Here is a 17,224-nt window from a genome sequence, read left to right as displayed (position 1 = left end):
AAAAAAAAAATGAGGCTTACCACGTATTCCGTAGCCTTGTCGGCAGCCTGCCAAGAACACTCGATGCTCTTGTATGTCACCCTGTCGATGTTCACTTCTGCCACGGCAGCAAGACCCTGGTCAGAACCCTTGATGATGAACTCCACGTTGTTGCCGTTTCTCTTTATCTTGTCGAGATAGATGGCAGAGGTGCCGCTCCAGTCCTTGAAGTCGTGCGAGCTGACGTTGCCCGAACCTGGGAATGGCACTGTCTCCTGCTCGTAGTAGTCGTTAGACTGAACGTTGCCAGCCTCCACGATGTCTATGCGCTGATGGTTAGGTAGGGAGTTCACCTTGTTGTTCACCCATGCGTCATAATTGTAGTCGATATGCCATACGAGCATTCCCTCGCCTTGCAGGAATCTGTCCCAGCTTGTTCTTCTTCTGTTCTCGAGGATGAAATACTCATTTGGTTTGCCGTCCACGTTCACCTTGTATGCCATGTAGTCATCGGCGAGCGGTTTCAGCACGTTCACGCCCTCTGCCGTGTTGTCGAGCTCTGTCAGCTTCATCCATCCCAGCTCGGCGCATTCGAATGCCGAGTAGAGAGGAGGTGTGTGGCAGCTGTTGTTGTAAGAACCCGATGCCATGGTGTCCCAGTATCCCGGAGTGTATGTGGCGTAGGAGTTGGCGGTGTCGTAGTGGTCCATGAATCCGAGCACGTGTCCGAACTCATGCACGAACGTTCCGATTCCGGTAGGATATTTTCTGTTGCTGCCGTCTATTTCGTTACTGCAGGTGTAGCTTCCGATGCCGGTGCCGTCTTTTGTCTTCATGTATGTTCCCCACTGTCTCAGGTCGAAGGCGTGAGGCCATATCACGTTTGAATAGCCGGAGTCGTTGGAACCGAATCCGGCGTAGTAGAAGTAGATATTGTCTACATATCCGTCGCCGTCGTGGTCATACTGCGCGAAGTTCACTGCTCCCTCTTGGTCGAGCTTCTTCACTACAGTCTGCAGGATTGTTCCGGCATTATTCTGTCCTGACTGCATACCGTCGCCGAAGTCATACTGTGAGTAGTCTATCTTCACCGGTCCGTATACATCGAACGTAGGCTTGAACTGTCCCTGTGAACTTGCTATGAAGAAGTCTCTTGCACTTCCGCTGGCACCGTTTTCGTATGTGAAGCCCTCCTTGTTCAGCATGTCGGTGTAATACTGTTTCGGATCGGACACAGTAGAGAACGAACGGTCGTTGAACTCCACGAGGATAACGATGGAGTGCTGCTCGCCGAAGTGAGGGAAGTCGTTCATGAGCACTTTCTGCGGCTTGCCTCCCACCTTCTTGATGCCTTTGGCGATGGTGGCCGAGTTTTCGCTCAGTGCTATCTTTGCCACCTCAGTCTTGTCGATGGTGTTGAGCAGAGCCATTGCCTTGGGGTCGCGCATGCTTGCGTCGGTAGCTACGATATTGCTGCTCACCAGTTTCTGTCCGGAGATGATGGCATACTCGTAGTTGCTTGTCTGCTTGTTGAAGATCAGCGGGAATCCGTCTTCTGTCGTTGTGTAGTGTCCCCACTCGTCGCCTCTGAGTCTGATGCTTATCTCCGTGCCGTCGGCCTGTTTCACCTTTATCACGCCAGGATAAGCCGGTATTGCCGTAGCCGTCTGCGAGAGGCTAGCTGACAGGAGCAGGACTGCAAATAGTTTTTTGAATTTCATTACTGTGAGTATTAATTTGTTTTCGTTATTTTGTCGTCTTTACTGTCTTGCCGTTGCTTTTCTTAATCACGATGCCCTCGGCGTTGCGCTCGTTGTTGATGCGTCTGCCGCTGATGTCGAATATCAGTTCTGCGGCGTCGGCAGAAGCGTTTACGCTGTTGATGCCCGACACGTCGTCGGCTGTTGTCACGTAGTGCTTGTTGGAAGTGATTGTCTTCTCGCCGTTCTTCACTCCGTATACAGTGAGACAGTATGTTGTGGCCTTCTCCAGTCCGTCGAACGAGGCTTCAGCCTTTTCGCCAACGCTCTTCTCTGTGTATCTGTCCATCTTTGAACCGCTCTGCTTGTTGCCGCTGATGCTTACGTCGTCAATCACCACATAAGCAGTTCCTGTGCGGTTGAACAATAGTCTCACCTTATCGGCAGCATTGAAGTTGAGCGAGAGGTTCTCCTTAGTCTTCTCCGATGCGTCGATGGTCTTCTCTGTGATCCATTGTCCGTTGCGCAGCGCCTGCACCTCCACTGTAGAGCCCTCAGAAGCAGAGCTTACGTAATACCAGAAATTCAGGTTGTTCACCTTTACTCCTTCAAGAGACATCGTGAGATAGTTTCCGTTTGCCGTCATCTTCAGAGATGGAGCAGTCTCGCCGAATGTACCCTTGCTGCTGCTGAAGTTCTTGCAGTTTGTTTCCCATCCTGCCGGCATTCCGTCCATTCTGTCGGTGAAGTCGTAGGCAGAAGTCACCTTCTCTCCGTCGTAGGTAACCTTTTCGAGGTTCACCACATAGTCCTGAGCACCGTCGATGGCATCCCATGAGGCGCTGAACGAAGTCATCGTCACGTCCTTCTCCATGATGTTCTTCACCTTCTCGTCAGTGAAGAATTTTTCTGTTGTCTTCACCTCCTTGGTGTCAGCATCTGTGATGTAAGAACCGTTGCAGCTTGCCAGGCTCACCTGATATGTAGTCTCCTTCTCAAGACCCTCTACAGAGACATTCTCTCCGGTCACGGTCTTGTCGGTGTAGTCCTCCAGGTCGGTCAGCGAGTTGTCCTCGTTCACCTTCTTCACGTTGAGCAGATAGTTCTCGGCTTTCTCTACCTTGTTCCACGACAGGTCGAAGCCGTTGTATCTCTCGTTGCTTGCCGTGAGCTCCGGTTTTGTGATTCCCGAGTCAGCTCCTTTGACATAGAACGACACCAGTCCGTTGACATCGCTGATCTTGTCGATGTCGAGCAGATGCACGGCATCCCACGACTTGAACGAGTATTCCGTCACATTGTCAGAACCCGGGAAAGGCACGCCCGTCTGATAGTATCCGGTGCCGGAGTATCTGCCGTTTGCCTCCACGATGTCCACGCGCTGGTGCCTGCCGACGGTGTTCACCTTGTTGTCTTTCCATAGATTCTCGTCGTAGTCGATGTGCCATACGAGCATTCCCGAACCGGGCAGGTATGCGTCCCATCCCTTTTTCTGTCTGTTCTCCAGCAGATAGTATTCGTTCTCGTTGCCAGGCACCTGTATCATGTATGCCTTGTTGGATTCTCCAAGATAAGGCAGTTCGTTCAGGTTGCCGTTTCTTCTTGTTATCACCTCAGGCTTCAGCCATCCCAACTCGTAGCATTCGTATGAAGAATAGAGTGGGGGAGTGTTGCTGTTGTTGTTGTAAGAGCCGGAGCACATGGTGTCCCAACTGCCGGGGGTGTAAGAAGAGTATACGCCGGTGGTGTCGTAGTGGTCCATGAATCCGAGGCAGTGTCCGAATTCATGCACGAAAGTTCCGATACCGGTGGTGAAGCCGTTGCTCAGTCCGTCTTCCTCGTTGCTGCAGGTGTAGCTGTTGATGTTCACTCCGTCTTTGGTCTTCACCTCCACTCCCCATTCATTCATGGTGAAGGCGTGGGGCCAGATGGTGTTGGCGTCGTTGGAGTCGGCAGAACCCTTTCCGGCGTAGTAGATATAGATGTTGTCGACGTTTCCGTCTCCGTCGTGGTCATACTGCGAGAAGTCCACCTCGTCGTCGATAGCCTCCACTACAGCCTTCACGAATGTTCCCATGTTTATAGGAGTGTTGTATGTTCCGTCGCCGGCGTCATGCTGTCCGTAGTTTATCTTCACCGGACCGTATACATCGAATGTTGGCTTGAACTGTCCGTGAGAGCTTGCTATGAAGAAGTCTCTGGCACTGCCGGTAGCACCGTTGATGGCGGTGAATCCCTCTTTGTTCATCGCTCCGTCGTAGTATTCCTTTGGGTTTTTCATTGTGGAGAACGACTTGTCGTTGAACTCCATCAGGATGACTATAGAGTGCTGCTCTCCGAAATGGGGGAAGTTGTTCATGAGCGCCTTTTTTGGTCTCTGCACCACCTTCTTTACTGCAGTCTGCTGACCTACACGCTTCTGCAGGCTCATTTTCATTGCCAGCTGCTGCGCTGTCTCCTTGTTTATGGATTTGAGTAGTTCCGTGGCCTGTGGCGAACGTCGCTCAGAGTTCGTTGCCACGATGCCGCTGCTCTTCAGCTTTCCGCTGACGATGGTGGCATACTCATAGTTATTGGTTGCTTCATTGTAGATCAAGGGGTATCCGTCCACTGTCGTAGTGTAGTGTCCATGCTCGCTGCCGTGCAGACGGATAGAAATCTCCGTACCGTCGGCCTGCTTTGCCTTAATCACCCCAGGGTAAGCTTTCACGGCGAATCCGTTCTGCGCTGAGCAGAACAACAGTACCGCCAATGCAAGGGTATTGTGTAATTTCATTTTTCAGAAGTAATGATTTAAATAATTATTGCTACAAATAAAGAAACGATACCAGAGCCCGGCCTTCTGTGTCCTTCAAACAGGACATGAAAGACTGACGGAGACAAATGCTCCATGCTCTTTTGCATTGAGCAAAGATAGGTTAAATTCTTTGACTTGCAAAAAAATAAATACATATTTAAATTATTATTAACACAAAGCCTGTAAATGTAGTTAAAATCAGTGTGTTAGATTGTTAAGGCAGGTGTTGTCGGGGCGTTATGTTATAAGTTTTTTACATAAAATAAGCTTCGGCTAGGCAAAACATTCAAGCGAGCTTGATGATTTTGCACTCGCCTTGCATTATTTTTGCAGGATAGCGTAAAAGTGAATAACTTTGCAAGCCTATATGGTCAATTGAAAAAACAATGATAAAAAATATCCTTCTCGTGGCATTTGGCGGAGCCGTGGGTTCCGTGTTGCGCTATCTCGTTTCTAAATGGCTTCAAGAAGCATCGTCTGTGGCATTTCCCGTTGGCACGCTGGTCGTCAACGTGGTAGGCTGCCTCCTTATCGGACTCATCTATGGCGCATCTGACCGTTGGGGCATCAGCGGCGACATGCGGCTGCTGCTCACCGTAGGCTTCTGCGGCGGTTTCACCACCTTCAGCACATTCATGAACGAGAGCCTCTCGCTCATGCGTGCCGACAATCTGCTGTCCCTTGCTCTCTATGCCTCGCTCAGCGTAGGACTTGGATTGGTTGCCGTTTGGGCGGGCAGCAGGATATAACAGAACCCCCAAACGCCATGATTGACGTTTGGGGGTAAACTTACTGATGACTATTTGGAATTAAACTTACTGATGCTGATTTGTGGATAAACGTCCTAATAGCCGTTTGGGACTACTTTCTGATGACCGTTTGCTGTCCACTCGCTATGCAGCCAGAATCCCTTGTCCTCCATGCTCCAGCCGTGCCACCTGGCGCCGGAAGAAAATATAGTAGAGCACTCCAGCCACGGTGAGTCCCACGGGGAAGGCTCCCCATATTCCCATTATTCCGTATCCCATGTGTATGCCCAAGAGCCAGCTGCAAGGCAGCGACACTAACACGAAGGCAACGAAGGCGATGTAGACCATCGGCTGCACGTGGCCCGTGCCTCTCAGCGCATTGGCATAGCAGCATTGCATGCCGTCGCCAAACTGATACACTATCATTATCAGCGTGACATGGGCGCAGATTTCGGCTATCGTGGCGTCGTTGGCAAAGATGAATCCCGTTTCGTGGCGCAACAAGAACACCGGTATGCTCACCACGCATCCTATAATGCAGATGATGTGGAATCCGGCAGCCGTGACGCGTCGCAGTTCCGTGATGTCGTTCTGTCCCACGTAGAAACTCACTCTCACCGACACAGCAGCGGCAATGCCGTAGTATATCATGAAGAACACCTGTGATACCGTGATCATCACCTGATGGGCAGCCAGTGCCGTGGTGCCGAGCCATCCCACCAACACTCCCGTCAGCGAGAACGCCGCCGACTCCATTCCCATTTGCAGCGACACGGGCCAGCTCTGCTTGCTCACCTGACGGAACGCTTCGCCGCTGAGACGCGCCTCTCTGAACGAACGGCTATATACCTTATATCTCTTTGAAATCATGAATATCGCGAATGCCACCACGAACATCATCACTCTGCTGAGCATAGTGCTGAGTCCGGCTCCGAGCAGTCCCAGTTCAGGCAGCGGACCGGGACCGTAGATGAGCAGGTAGTTGCCCACGATGTTGGCAACGTTGCCCGCCAGCAGGATATACATCGACATCTTGGTGTTGCCGATGGCGTCGTAGAACTGTTTGAACGAATTGAACCAGCAGACGAAAGGCACCGAAATCATGTTCACCATCAGATACGGTCTGACGAGCGGCAGCAGTTCCACAGGCTGCCCCAGCTTGTCAACGTTCAGATACACCGCCGTGAGCATACCGAGCAGAATGATGGAAGTGAGAGTGCCGGCAGCCAGTCCGTTTTTCATCACCGAACCAATCTTCTCCCTCTCGCCCCTTCCGAAGAGCTGACCCACCATTGGCGTCAGTCCGTAGCTGAATCCCAGTGCCAGCACGAGGATAATCGCCATTATCGTGTTTACGAAACTCGCAGCCGCCAGTTCCATCACACTATGGTGTCCCACCATCAGCGTGTCGGCAAATCCGAGGATTATGGTGCCCACCTGTCCCACGACGATAGGTATTCCGAGCGACAGCAACATACGGTAGTGGTAAGAATATTTGTTCTTCTGTTGAATGTTGATTTTTCTTTGTCCGGTTGTCATAAGTTTGGATTTAGGCTGCAAAGGTACTCTCTTTTCTCTGCATTCCAATATTATTTGTGCAAATACTTGGTACGGCGTCCGGATTTCAACCCATATCGGGCATTAGGGCTTGCTCGGATTTCTGCTATGCCGTTTCCCCTGCCGGCGGTAGGCTGGGCTGATGCCGGCGGCAGCTGATGGGACGGCAGACAGGCCTTTAGTGCGAAAAGCAGGGCAAAATTTGTTACTTTCCACAAAAAACCGTAATTTTGCCTTCGTTTTAAAACAAGATTATATTATACACATGACAAGAAGGCTACCACATGGCACCACTCACTTGAGGGATGCCAACGATGTGGTTTTGTCTTCAGCGCAAACACATGTGGAGAGTTAACTTGAGTATTATTGAATATGTCATCAATAGAAATAAGAAAAGTCAGCACGAAAGCAGACCTGAAGGCGTTCATCGACTTCCATTACGACCTGTATGAGGGCAGTCCGTACGACGCCCCCAACCTGTTCAGCGACGATATGAACACGCTGAGCAAAGACAAGAATGCAGCCTTTGAGTTCTGCGAGGCAGAATATTATATGGCGTTCGACAAGGCGACGGGAAAGATGGTGGGCCGCGTGGCTGCCATCATAAACCACAAGGCAAACAAGAAGTGGGAAAGAAACGACGTGCGCTTCGGATGGATAGACTTCGTCGACGACATCAACGTGTCGGGGGCGCTCCTCTCTGCCGTGGAGCAATACGGCAGGGAGAAGGGTATGACACACGTGGTGGGACCGCTCGGATTCACCGATATGGACCCCGAGGGAATGCTCACCATGGGATTCGACCAGCTCGGCACCATGGCGACGATATACAACTACGACTATTACCCCAAACACATGGAGAGGCTCGGCGGATTCGAGAAAGACAACGACTACGTGGAGTTCAAGCTCTTCGTGCCTAAGACCGTGCCGGAGAAATACGCCAAGGTGGCTTCTCTCATAGAGAAACGCTATAACCTGCACGTGAAGAAACTCACCAAACGGGAAATCTTCGAAGAGGGCTACGGCAGACGGATCTTCGAGATCATAAACGAGACCTTCGCCGGACTATATGGGTATTCGGAACTGACCGACAAGCAGATAGAACAATACATAGGTATGTATTTCCCGATGGCAGACCTCGACCTCATCACGCTGATAGAGGACTGGAACGCCGACAAGAAAATCGTGGGAGTGGGCATCACGCTGCCGTCGCTTGCCAAGGCACTGCAGAAATGCCGCAGAGGCAGACTCACACCGTTCGGATGGTGGCACATCCTCAGAGCCCTCAAGTTCGGACACACCAAGATAGTGGACCTGCTGCTCGTGGGCATACTGCCCGAATACCGTGCCAAGGGAGCCAACTCGCTCCTCTTTGCCGATCTCATCCCGAGATACGTGGAGCGCGGATATGAATGGGGAGAGACACATGTGGAGATGGAGGCAAACGACAAAGTGCAGAGCCAGTGGCAGTATCTCGACTGTGAAAACCACAAGAGGCGCCGCTGTTATATCAAGGAGATAAAGTAATGCCTGTAGCCCTGTTCCTTCCTCCAGAGGTAAGGTCAGGGATTGGGAAACCAACCCGTCAACCCGTAAAACATCAACCATGAGCGAAATCAATATAGAAAACCAAGAACAACAAGAACCACAAGAACCACAGGTGCAATACACCGATGAAAGCATCCGACACCTTTCCGACATGGAGCACATACGCACACGTCCCGGAATGTATATCGGAAGACTCGGTGACGGTTCACTGCCAGAAGACGGCATCTACGTGCTGCTCAAAGAGGTGGTGGACAACTCCATCGACGAGTTCCGCATGAACCAAGGCAAACGCATAGAGGTGGACATCGACGAACACCTCCGCGTAAGCGTGCGCGACTACGGACGAGGCATTCCGCAGGGGAAACTCGTAGAGGCGGTGAGCATGCTAAACACGGGAGGAAAATACGACTCAAAGGCGTTCAAGAAAAGCGTGGGACTCAACGGAGTGGGTATAAAGGCTGTAAACGCCCTGAGCCTGAACTTCGAGGTGAAATCGTATCGCGACGGCAAGGTGAGAGCCCTGACATTCGAGAGGGGAGAGCTGAAGACCGACGTGACAGAGGATACTACCGACGAGAACGGAACATACATCTACTTCGAGCCAGACGCCAAGCTCTTCAAGAACTACTCCTTCCACGACGACATCATAGAGACGATGCTCCGTAACTACACCTACCTGAACACGGGACTCGCCATAATGTATAACGGCAGACGGATACTGAGCCGCAACGGACTCAAAGACCTGCTCAACGACACGATGACCACAGACGGATTGTATCCCATCGTGCATCTCAAGGGCGAAGACATCGAAATAGCCTTCACACACACCGGACAGTATGGAGAGGAATACCACTCATTCGTAAACGGACAGCATACCACACAGGGCGGTACACACCAGAGCGCATTCAAGGAGCATCTGGCAAAGACGATAAAGGAGTTCTTCAACAAGAACTTTGAATATACCGACATCCGCAACGGACTCGTAGGAGCCATCGCCATCAATGTGGAGGAGCCGATGTTTGAGAGCCAGACCAAGATAAAGCTCGGTTCGCAGACCATGAGCCCCGACGGAGTGACCGTGAACAAATATGTGGGCGACTTCATAAAGACAGAAGTGGACAACTTCCTCCACCGCAATGCCGACGTGGCAGAGGTGATGCTCCAGAAGATACAGTCGAGCGAAAAGGAACGCAAGGCGATGGCCGGAGTGACAAAGCTGGCAAGGGAGAGGGCGAAGAAAGCCAACCTGCATAACAGGAAACTCCGCGACTGCCGCATACACTTCAGCGACGTGAAAGACGACCGCAAGGAGGAGAGCGCCATATTCATCACCGAGGGAGACTCGGCAAGCGGAAGCATCACGAAGAGCCGCGACGTGAACACACAGGCGGTGTTCTCGCTCAGAGGAAAACCTCTGAACTCCTTCGGACTGACGAAGAAGGTGGTGTATGAAAACGAGGAGTTCAACCTGCTGCAGGCTGCCCTCGACATAGAGGACGGACTCGACACGCTGAGATACAACAAGGTGATTGTGGCGACGGATGCCGATGTGGACGGAATGCACATCCGACTGCTCATCATCACGTTCTTCCTGCAGTTCTTCCCCGATCTGATAAAGAAGGGACACGTGTTCGTGTTGCAGACACCTCTGTTCCGTGTGAGAAACAAGAAGACGAAGATAAAGTCGAAGGCTGTGAAGGCTACGGCAACGGGAAAGGGAGATTTCGTGACCCGCTACTGCTACACCGAAGAGGAGCGCCTCGACGCAATACAGGAACTGGGACCAGATCCGGAGATAACACGATTCAAAGGACTCGGAGAGATCAGTCCCGACGAGTTCAAGAACTTCATCGGACCCGAGATGCGCCTCGAACAGGTCACGCTGCACAAGACGGACCAGGTGCATAAGCTCCTGCAATATTATATGGGAAAGAACACACCGGAGCGTCAGAACTTCATCATAGACAACCTCGTGATAGAAGAAGACAGACCGGAGGAAGAAGAATAACGGTATGGTAGAGAAACATGACAGACTAAAGCGAAATACAATGAAAAGAAACATTTATTGCTTGATATGCCTCGCCATGGCAATGTTTGCCATCGGGGCTTCGGCACAGTTGCAGGTGAGGATGGACAAAGACAGTCCGATGCGTAAATTGCAGCTCGCCGAGATGCTCGTCACCAATTTCTATGTAGACTCCGTAGACGAGAACAAACTCGTGGAGGACGCTATCAGAGGAATGCTCGACAAGCTCGATCCGCACTCCTCATACACCACACCGAAGGAGACGAAGCAGATGAACGAGTCGCTGCAGGGAAACTTCGACGGCATCGGAGTGCAGTTCAACATGGTGGAAGATACTCTGCTCGTAATCCAGACCATTGCCAAAGGACCGTCGCAGAAGGCAGGCATCGTGGCCGGCGACCGCATCGTGGCAGTAAACGACACGGCGATATCAGGAGTGAAGATGCCGCGCGACCAGATTATGATGAGGCTGCGCGGACCGAAGGGCACTATGGTGAAACTCTCTGTGGTGAGGCGCGAAGTGGCAGACACGCTGACCTTCAACGTGAAGCGTGACAAGATTCCGGTGAAGAGCCTCGACGCATCGTATATCATCCGTCCGGGAGTGGGATACATACGCATCGGCAGTTTCGGAGCCACTACATACGATGAGTTCATGACTGCCGTAAACAAACTGAAGGCTGCGGGAATGAAAGACCTCATTCTCGACTTGCAGGACAATGGCGGCGGATATCTGCAGGCGGCGGTGAAGATAGCCAACGAATTCCTGCCCAAAGACGACATCATAGTATATGCCAACGGACTGAAATCCTCGAGAATGGACTATCGTGCCAACGGGTCAGGCAAGCTGCTCGACGGCAAGGTGGTGGTGCTCGTGAATGAGTTCACGGCATCGGCATCCGAGATCGTGTCGGGAGCCATGCAGGACAACGACCGAGGTATGGTGGTGGGCAGACGCACCTTCGGTAAGGGACTCGTGCAGAGACCCTTCGACATGCCCGACGGTTCGATGATACGCCTCACCATCGCCCATTACTACACTCCTACAGGCCGCTGCATACAGAAGCCATACAAGAAGGGCGACCAGAAAGACTATGCCATGGAACTGGACAAGCGACTGAAGCATGGCGAGCTGATGAATGCCGACAGCATACACTTCGCCGACTCGCTGAAGTTCTACACCCTGCGCAAACACCGTGTGGTATATGGCGGTGGAGGAATCATGCCAGACTATTTTGTACCTCTCGACACGATGACATACACCAAGTATCACCGTCAGCTCGTGGCAAAGGGAATGGTGACCGACGCCGTGCTCCGCTTCATCGACAACAACAGGAAGTCGCTAAAGCGCAAATACACGGATTTCAGTAAGTTTGAGGCAGAATACCAGGTTCCGGAGTCGCTTATTGCCGACATCAGGGAGAGAGGAGAGAAGAAGGATGTGAAGCCGAAAGACAACGAGGAACTGAAGCTCACCTTGCCCCGCCTTGCCACTCAGGTGAAGGCTCTTGTGGCGCGCGACATCTGGGATATGGACGAATATTTCCAGATTGTCAACGAGACGAGCGACATCGTGAAGAAAGGACTGGAAACGATAGAGAAGATGTAGTGACAATTATCACAAACGCAACAATGGCTGTATCATCAAGCCTTGATGATACAGCCATTGCTATATTTGCTCTATGGCGATTTCCGTTTCTGATATCCAAAGACTATGATGGGATAACAACAGATGTCGGTTGGAATACATTCGGAATGCCACCATCGTCAGAGACGAGGATTAGAAGTTGTAGATAACGCCGAACTTCAGATCGTTAGTGTTGAAGTGGAAACCGAAACCTTTCTCTCCGTAAGGATGACCGCCCACACCCTTGAAGTCAGGGTCATCGTTGTCGCGGTAGCCCAGGAAACCGAGAGCAGCGATGAAGTCAACGCTCTTTGTGAGGCTGACCTTCACACCTGGTGTCACACCAATCTGCCATGCATTGTAGCTGTCGCTTTCCTCGCCGTCATACTTAGCCTTGTAAGTGTTGATAGCGAAACCTGCATCCAGAAGGAATGAAACAGGACCTGCCTTGGCTGCTGTGTAGCGTGCGAATGGAGCAGCGCCAACACCATTTACCTTCAGTCCGTCATAATAGTTGTAGTCGTAGTCGAACTCCAAGCCGATTGCCCACTTGTTTGTGATGTTGTAGCCCACCTGAGGAGCAACTGTGAATGATGTATGGTTGTCTTCGTAGTTACGCCAGAAACCAACTTCACCACCTACAAAAACCTGTGCGTTGGCAGCCACTGTCATGACAAGTGCTACCAAAGTCATAAAAATCTTTCTCATGTTTTCTTTCCTTTTTGGTTATAAATATTGTTGTTATCTTTGTTCCTTGATTTTACACTTCAGCCCGTATTGACTTAGCTCTTCAGCTCGTGTCGATTTAGCTCTTTAATTCGTATTTACTTGGCCTCCTGTTGTCTTGCTTTGTCCGTTTTACTAACAGCATCGAATTACTTTAACGAACCATATTCCGCTCCTTTTGCGAACCTCAATTTGTCTCTTTGACGAATTGCAAAGTGTTGTTTACTGATGCAAAGAAAAACATTTGTGTTCTAAATACCAACGTTTTATCTATAAAAATGCCATGCATTAGGAATTTTTTAAGACTATTACGGAATAAGTGAACAATCCGCTTGTCTGATTACCTCATTATATATTACTCCTGCCAGTGACTTTTTGTTGTAGTCAGTAGGATGTCGCTTGACAAAATGTTTACTGATTGCAGCCGCTCCTATCCTTTTTCTTCTTTCACGAACCATCCGTTGCGTTTTATGTATTCGTAGCCGAAACGGCAGCGCAGACAGTCGCGGCGGTCGCAGTATTCCTTTTTCAGTTGCACGATGGCCTGGCTGTCGGCGGCGGTCTCTATCTCCAGTCCGCATTCCTTCCACATCCTTATGATGCTGTTGTCCTCAGCCTTCAGTTCTTCGAGCAGCCGGAAGGCGCGGTCGGTGAGCGTCTCGTCGCCCTTGTGTCTGCCGTAGGCAAAGAGGATAGGGATGGCGGTGTTGAGGATGAGCACTCTGACAGACTGCTTTGACAGCTGCTTTGCCGACTTCTTGCCTTCCGCCCCGAAGGAGTAGTGGGTCTCCCAATATGGTGTGACGTGGGTGGCAAACAGGTCTGACATCTCGTCGACGCTGCGACATTCTATCAGTTGACTCAGATTTGAGCGCCGGTTGTAATAGAGGTTTGCGAGCTGTGAAATCCTGATGTTAGGGAAGTTCTGCGGACGGAGTCTCAGGAATTTCCATTCCGTCGCCGACATCTGTTCCAGGTGGAATTTGTGGTTCAGATATGAGTATTCCCGTCTCAGCTTGGTCAGATAAATGTCGTTTGCCGCCTCTTCACGGTGTCGCTGCGGAATAGCCTGTTCGTCGAGCAGTCCAGCCTGTCCCAGGAATATCGCCTCTATCTGGAATATGTCGTCGCGGTGGTGGGCCACACTCTGCAGCGACAGCGTGGCAGCCCATTTCTCAAAAGCCTCGCCGTTCACTCCGAAGCCGAAGTTGCGTGCGAGCGTCATGAAGTATGCGTCTTCCCACGATCCGTTTCTCTCCTTCACTCTCCTGCTTATCGCCTCCGTCTTCTGCTCCAGGCGTTCCGTCTGCAGAGCGCTCATCCAGCTGTGTACAGTCAGTTTCTGCAACTGTCCTATCACTTCGTGGCAAGGCGGGAAGCGGTCCTCTCTCAGCAGTCTGGAGTAGTTTGCCGTCACATATTCCGGCACGTCCATCTGCATCTGTCGCATCGTTTCGCCCCGGCTGCTTCTCACCGGCATGTCGTCTTCGCCCACCACGTGAAGAATCACGTTGTCGTATGCCTCGTCCTTGTCGTGGCCATGCAGAAACCAGTCAGACGCCTTGTCGTGAATCTCCACATTGCCAACCCACAGCATCCCGTCCACCTTTATTTTCGCATTGAAGAAGTCAGGTCCGGCGTTGCGGTTGTGGAGTCCCGGGTCAATCACCTCCACCGTCTCTCCCTTGTTCGTGGTCATCCGGTGTAGCGGATACATCCTGTGGCGCCAAATATAATGAAGAAGAATTTCCATCGTGTTTCTCTGTTTGCTGTCAAGTCATGTCGTCATGACTGGCTTGGGATTTATAATCACCTGCGAAGATAACAAAAATCATTGAAATGTCGTCATCCCATAGCAAAAATCAGTTTTTTTTGTCTCCCGGCGAGATAAATTCCACAAATCATGCGTGTTCTGAAAAATATCCGTATATTTGCAAATACAAATTGCAAATATAACAAGCATGGGCCAGTGGTCATGCCATTTTGGCCCGTTGTCGTTTTAATCAAGAATCAACAGCAATGACTTATTCAATTGAAAAAGTAACGACATTGATAGGGGCGCGTAGATATGGAGACCAAGCCGCCAACATCGGCTTTCTGCTCACCGACAGCCGTTCCCTCTGTTTCCCTGAGGAAACGTTGTTCTTTGCCCTCAAGTCCGGCCGTCGCAATGGCCATGAGTTCATACCCGACCTTTATCGTCGAGGAGTGAGAAACTTTGTTGTGGACGCATTGCCACAAGACTATGCCACCACTTATCCAGGTTCCAATTTCCTCAAGGTAATCAGTCCGCTCGAAGCGCTGCAGCGCCTTGCCGAGCGCCATCGCGACGAGTTCAACATCCCCGTCGTGGGCGTAACGGGCAGCAACGGCAAGACCATTGTCAAGGAGTGGCTCTATCAGTTGCTCTCTCCGTCGCTCAGCGTCACGCGCAGTCCTCGTAGCTACAATTCCCAGATTGGCGTTCCGCTCTCCGTCTGGCTGCTCGGCGAGCAGTCGCAGGTGGGAGTATTCGAGGCAGGCATCAGCCAGCCCGGCGAGATGCAGGCACTGCGCAACATCATACAGCCCACCATCGGCGTGATAACCAATATCGGCAGTGCCCATCAGGAGAATTTTCCTTCGATGGAAGCCAAGGTGGACGAGAAGCTCGACCTCTTCCGCGACGCCAGCGTGATAGTATATCCCGGCGACAGCAAGGAGATAGCCAGCCGAGTGGGCGAAAGGTCGTTCAAGGGCGACCACCTGTGGTGGTCGGTTGCCGACGCCAATGCTCCGCTATATATAAAGAATGTGGAGAAGGGCGAGACCTCCACCACCGTTACCTATATATATAATAAGGTTGGCGGGGAATGTCAGTACACCCTGCCTTTCATCGACGAGGCATCCATCGAGAATTCCATCACCTGCTGCGCCGTATGCCTATCGCTCGGTATTTCTGCCGCCGACATCGCCGGGAGAATGCCGAAGCTGGAGGCTGTCGCCATGCGACTGGAGGTGAAGCAGGGCCAGCATGGCTGCACGCTCATCAACGATTCCTACAATTCCGACATCAACTCTCTCGACATAGCCCTCGACTTCATCAGTCGCCGTCCCGACCATAAGGGCCGTCGCCGCACACTGATTCTCAGCGACATCCTGCAGAGCGGAATGACGCGCGACCAGCTTTATGCAGAGGTGTCAGAACTATGCGTCAAGAGGGGAGTGGAGAAATTCATCGGTGTGGGTCCCGACCTCATGGCAGAGGCAGACAGAATCGGGGTGGGGGAGAAATACTTCTTCCCCGACAGTCAGACCTTCATCAAGAGTCCCGTCTTCAGCACACTCCGCGATGAGGTGATACTCATAAAGGGAGCGCGCGCCTTCGGTTTCGACGGCATCAGCGAACTCCTGGAGCAGAAGGTGCATGAAACCATCCTTGAGGTGAACCTCCAGGCAGTGGTAGACAATCTCAACTACTACCGCTCTTATATGAAGCCCGAGACCAAGCTCGTATGCATGGTTAAGGCAAATGCCTATGGCAGTGGAGCGGTGGAGGTGGCAAAGACATTGCAGGACCACCGTGTGGACTATCTCGCCGTTGCCGTTGCCGACGAGGGAGTGACGCTCCGCAAAAACGGAATCACGAGCAATATCATGATAATGAATCCGGAGATGACGGCATTCAAGACGATGTTCGACTATGACCTCGAACCTGAGGTCTACAGTTTCCGTCTTCTCGACGCCCTTGTCAAGGCTGCCCGGCGCGAGGGAATCACGGGCTACCCCGTACACATCAAGCTCGACACCGGAATGCACCGTCTCGGCTTCAACCCCAAGACCGACATTGACGAACTGATACATCGTCTGCAGTCGCAGAACGCCATCATCCCCCGTTCAGTGTTCTCGCATTTCGTGGGTTCCGACAGTGACGACTTCGACAATTTCTCAAAGATGCAGTTCGACCTCTTCGATGAGGCGAGCAGCAAGCTTCAGGCAGCGTTTCCCCACAAGATCCTGCGCCATATCTGCAACTCTGCCGGCATCGAACACTTCCCAGAACGCCAGCTTGATATGTGTCGTCTCGGTCTCGGACTATATGGCATCGACAGTCGCGACAACCATATACTGAACAATGTGAGCACTCTGAAAACCACCATCCTGCAATTGCGTGATGTGCCGAAGGAGGAGACAGTGGGCTATAGCCGCAAGGGGCACCTGACGCGCGACAGCCGCATCGCAGCCATTCCGATAGGATATGCCGACGGACTGAACCGCCACCTGGGCCGTGGCAACTGCTACTGTCTGGTGAACGGACAGAAGGCTCCTTATGTTGGCAACATCTGCATGGACGTGGCGATGATCGACGTCACTGGCATACCGTGCAAGGAGGGTGACACAGTGGAAATCTTCGGCGACCATCTGCCAGTGACAGTTCTCTCCGATGTACTCGACACCATCCCATACGAGGTGCTCACCAGTGTGTCAGACCGCGTGAAGAGGGTGTACTACCAGGATTGATATCTTACCCCCAAC

The 17,224-nt window shown here is 51.7% G+C and carries 10 protein-coding genes; 5 read left to right on the top strand and 5 right to left on the bottom strand.

Annotated features, from left to right (window positions below; genetic code table 11):
- A partial coding sequence (locus tag ST42_RS10330; RefSeq protein ID WP_044073452.1) for a M6 family metalloprotease domain-containing protein occupies positions 1-1,700 on the bottom strand: 1,700 nt, incomplete at its 3' end.
- 25 nt (positions 1,701-1,725) lie between these two features.
- Positions 1,726-4,455 (bottom strand): M6 family metalloprotease domain-containing protein, encoded by a 2,730-nt coding sequence (locus ST42_RS13290; RefSeq protein ID WP_082028638.1) that lies wholly within the window; start codon positions 4,453-4,455, stop codon positions 1,726-1,728.
- A gap of 407 nt (positions 4,456-4,862) precedes the next feature.
- Between ST42_RS13290 and crcB the strand changes: the two genes are divergently transcribed.
- On the top strand, positions 4,863-5,225 hold the full coding sequence (gene crcB, locus ST42_RS10320) for a fluoride efflux transporter CrcB (protein ID WP_022317454.1): 363 nt from the start codon (positions 4,863-4,865) through the stop codon (positions 5,223-5,225).
- A 144-nt stretch (positions 5,226-5,369) separates the two neighbouring features.
- Here crcB and ST42_RS10315 read toward each other — a convergent pair whose 3' ends face one another.
- Positions 5,370-6,764: an MATE family efflux transporter gene (locus ST42_RS10315; RefSeq protein ID WP_044073451.1), complete on the bottom strand. Its 1,395-nt coding sequence runs from the start codon at positions 6,762-6,764 to the stop codon at positions 5,370-5,372.
- 390 nt (positions 6,765-7,154) lie between these two features.
- On the opposite strand from ST42_RS10315, the gene ST42_RS10310 reads away from it, so the two are divergent.
- The 3 genes from ST42_RS10310 (at position 7,155) to ST42_RS10300 (ending at position 11,965) form a co-directional block, all read left to right on the top strand.
- Complete coding sequence (locus ST42_RS10310; RefSeq protein WP_042518415.1) at positions 7,155-8,309, top strand: hypothetical protein; 1,155 nt, start codon at positions 7,155-7,157, stop codon at positions 8,307-8,309.
- Positions 8,310-8,388: 79 nt separating this feature from the next.
- Positions 8,389-10,338: a DNA topoisomerase IV subunit B gene (locus tag ST42_RS10305; RefSeq protein ID WP_044073450.1), complete on the top strand. Its 1,950-nt coding sequence runs from the start codon at positions 8,389-8,391 to the stop codon at positions 10,336-10,338.
- A gap of 40 nt (positions 10,339-10,378) precedes the next feature.
- The gene (locus ST42_RS10300; protein ID WP_082027922.1) at positions 10,379-11,965 is read left to right on the top strand and encodes a S41 family peptidase; all 1,587 of its coding nucleotides are present in this window, start codon (positions 10,379-10,381) and stop codon (positions 11,963-11,965) included.
- Between the two features lie 171 nt (positions 11,966-12,136).
- Here ST42_RS10300 and ST42_RS10295 read toward each other — a convergent pair whose 3' ends face one another.
- Both ST42_RS10295 and ST42_RS10290 read right to left on the bottom strand, forming a co-directional pair.
- Positions 12,137-12,691: an outer membrane protein gene (locus ST42_RS10295; RefSeq protein ID WP_044065082.1), complete on the bottom strand. Its 555-nt coding sequence runs from the start codon at positions 12,689-12,691 to the stop codon at positions 12,137-12,139.
- Positions 12,692-13,139: 448 nt separating this feature from the next.
- The gene (locus ST42_RS10290) at positions 13,140-14,462 is read right to left on the bottom strand and encodes a DUF2851 family protein (RefSeq protein ID WP_042518423.1); all 1,323 of its coding nucleotides are present in this window, start codon (positions 14,460-14,462) and stop codon (positions 13,140-13,142) included.
- Positions 14,463-14,728: 266 nt separating this feature from the next.
- Between ST42_RS10290 and ST42_RS10285 the strand changes: the two genes are divergently transcribed.
- Positions 14,729-17,209 carry a bifunctional UDP-N-acetylmuramoyl-tripeptide:D-alanyl-D-alanine ligase/alanine racemase gene (locus ST42_RS10285; protein ID WP_042518425.1) on the top strand — a complete coding sequence of 827 codons (2,481 nt, stop codon included), beginning with the start codon at positions 14,729-14,731 and terminating at the stop codon, positions 17,207-17,209.
- Positions 17,210-17,224 lie beyond the last annotated feature (15 nt).

The sequence above is a fragment of the Prevotella pectinovora genome, assembly GCF_000834015.1.
Taxonomy (GTDB): domain Bacteria; phylum Bacteroidota; class Bacteroidia; order Bacteroidales; family Bacteroidaceae; genus Prevotella; species Prevotella pectinovora.
Note: the sequence above shows the minus strand (reverse complement) of the source record. Positions and strands in the feature narration are given on the sequence as shown.

Bases quoted from the DNA above. Each gene is read 5' to 3' on its own strand.
- ST42_RS10290 (WP_042518423.1), bottom strand. From the start codon at position 14,462: ATGGAAATTCTTCTTCATTATATTTGGCGCCACAGGATGTATCCGCTA.
- ST42_RS10295 (WP_044065082.1), bottom strand. From the start codon at position 12,691: ATGAGAAAGATTTTTATGACTTTGGTAGCACTTGTCATGACAGTGGCT.
- ST42_RS10300 (WP_082027922.1), top strand. From the start codon at position 10,379: ATGAAAAGAAACATTTATTGCTTGATATGCCTCGCCATGGCAATGTTT.
- ST42_RS10285 (WP_042518425.1), top strand. From the start codon at position 14,729: ATGACTTATTCAATTGAAAAAGTAACGACATTGATAGGGGCGCGTAGA.
- ST42_RS10310 (WP_042518415.1), top strand. From the start codon at position 7,155: ATGTCATCAATAGAAATAAGAAAAGTCAGCACGAAAGCAGACCTGAAG.
- crcB (WP_022317454.1), top strand. From the start codon at position 4,863: ATGATAAAAAATATCCTTCTCGTGGCATTTGGCGGAGCCGTGGGTTCC.
- ST42_RS13290 (WP_082028638.1), bottom strand. From the start codon at position 4,455: ATGAAATTACACAATACCCTTGCATTGGCGGTACTGTTGTTCTGCTCA.
- ST42_RS10315 (WP_044073451.1), bottom strand. From the start codon at position 6,764: ATGACAACCGGACAAAGAAAAATCAACATTCAACAGAAGAACAAATAT.
- ST42_RS10305 (WP_044073450.1), top strand. From the start codon at position 8,389: ATGAGCGAAATCAATATAGAAAACCAAGAACAACAAGAACCACAAGAA.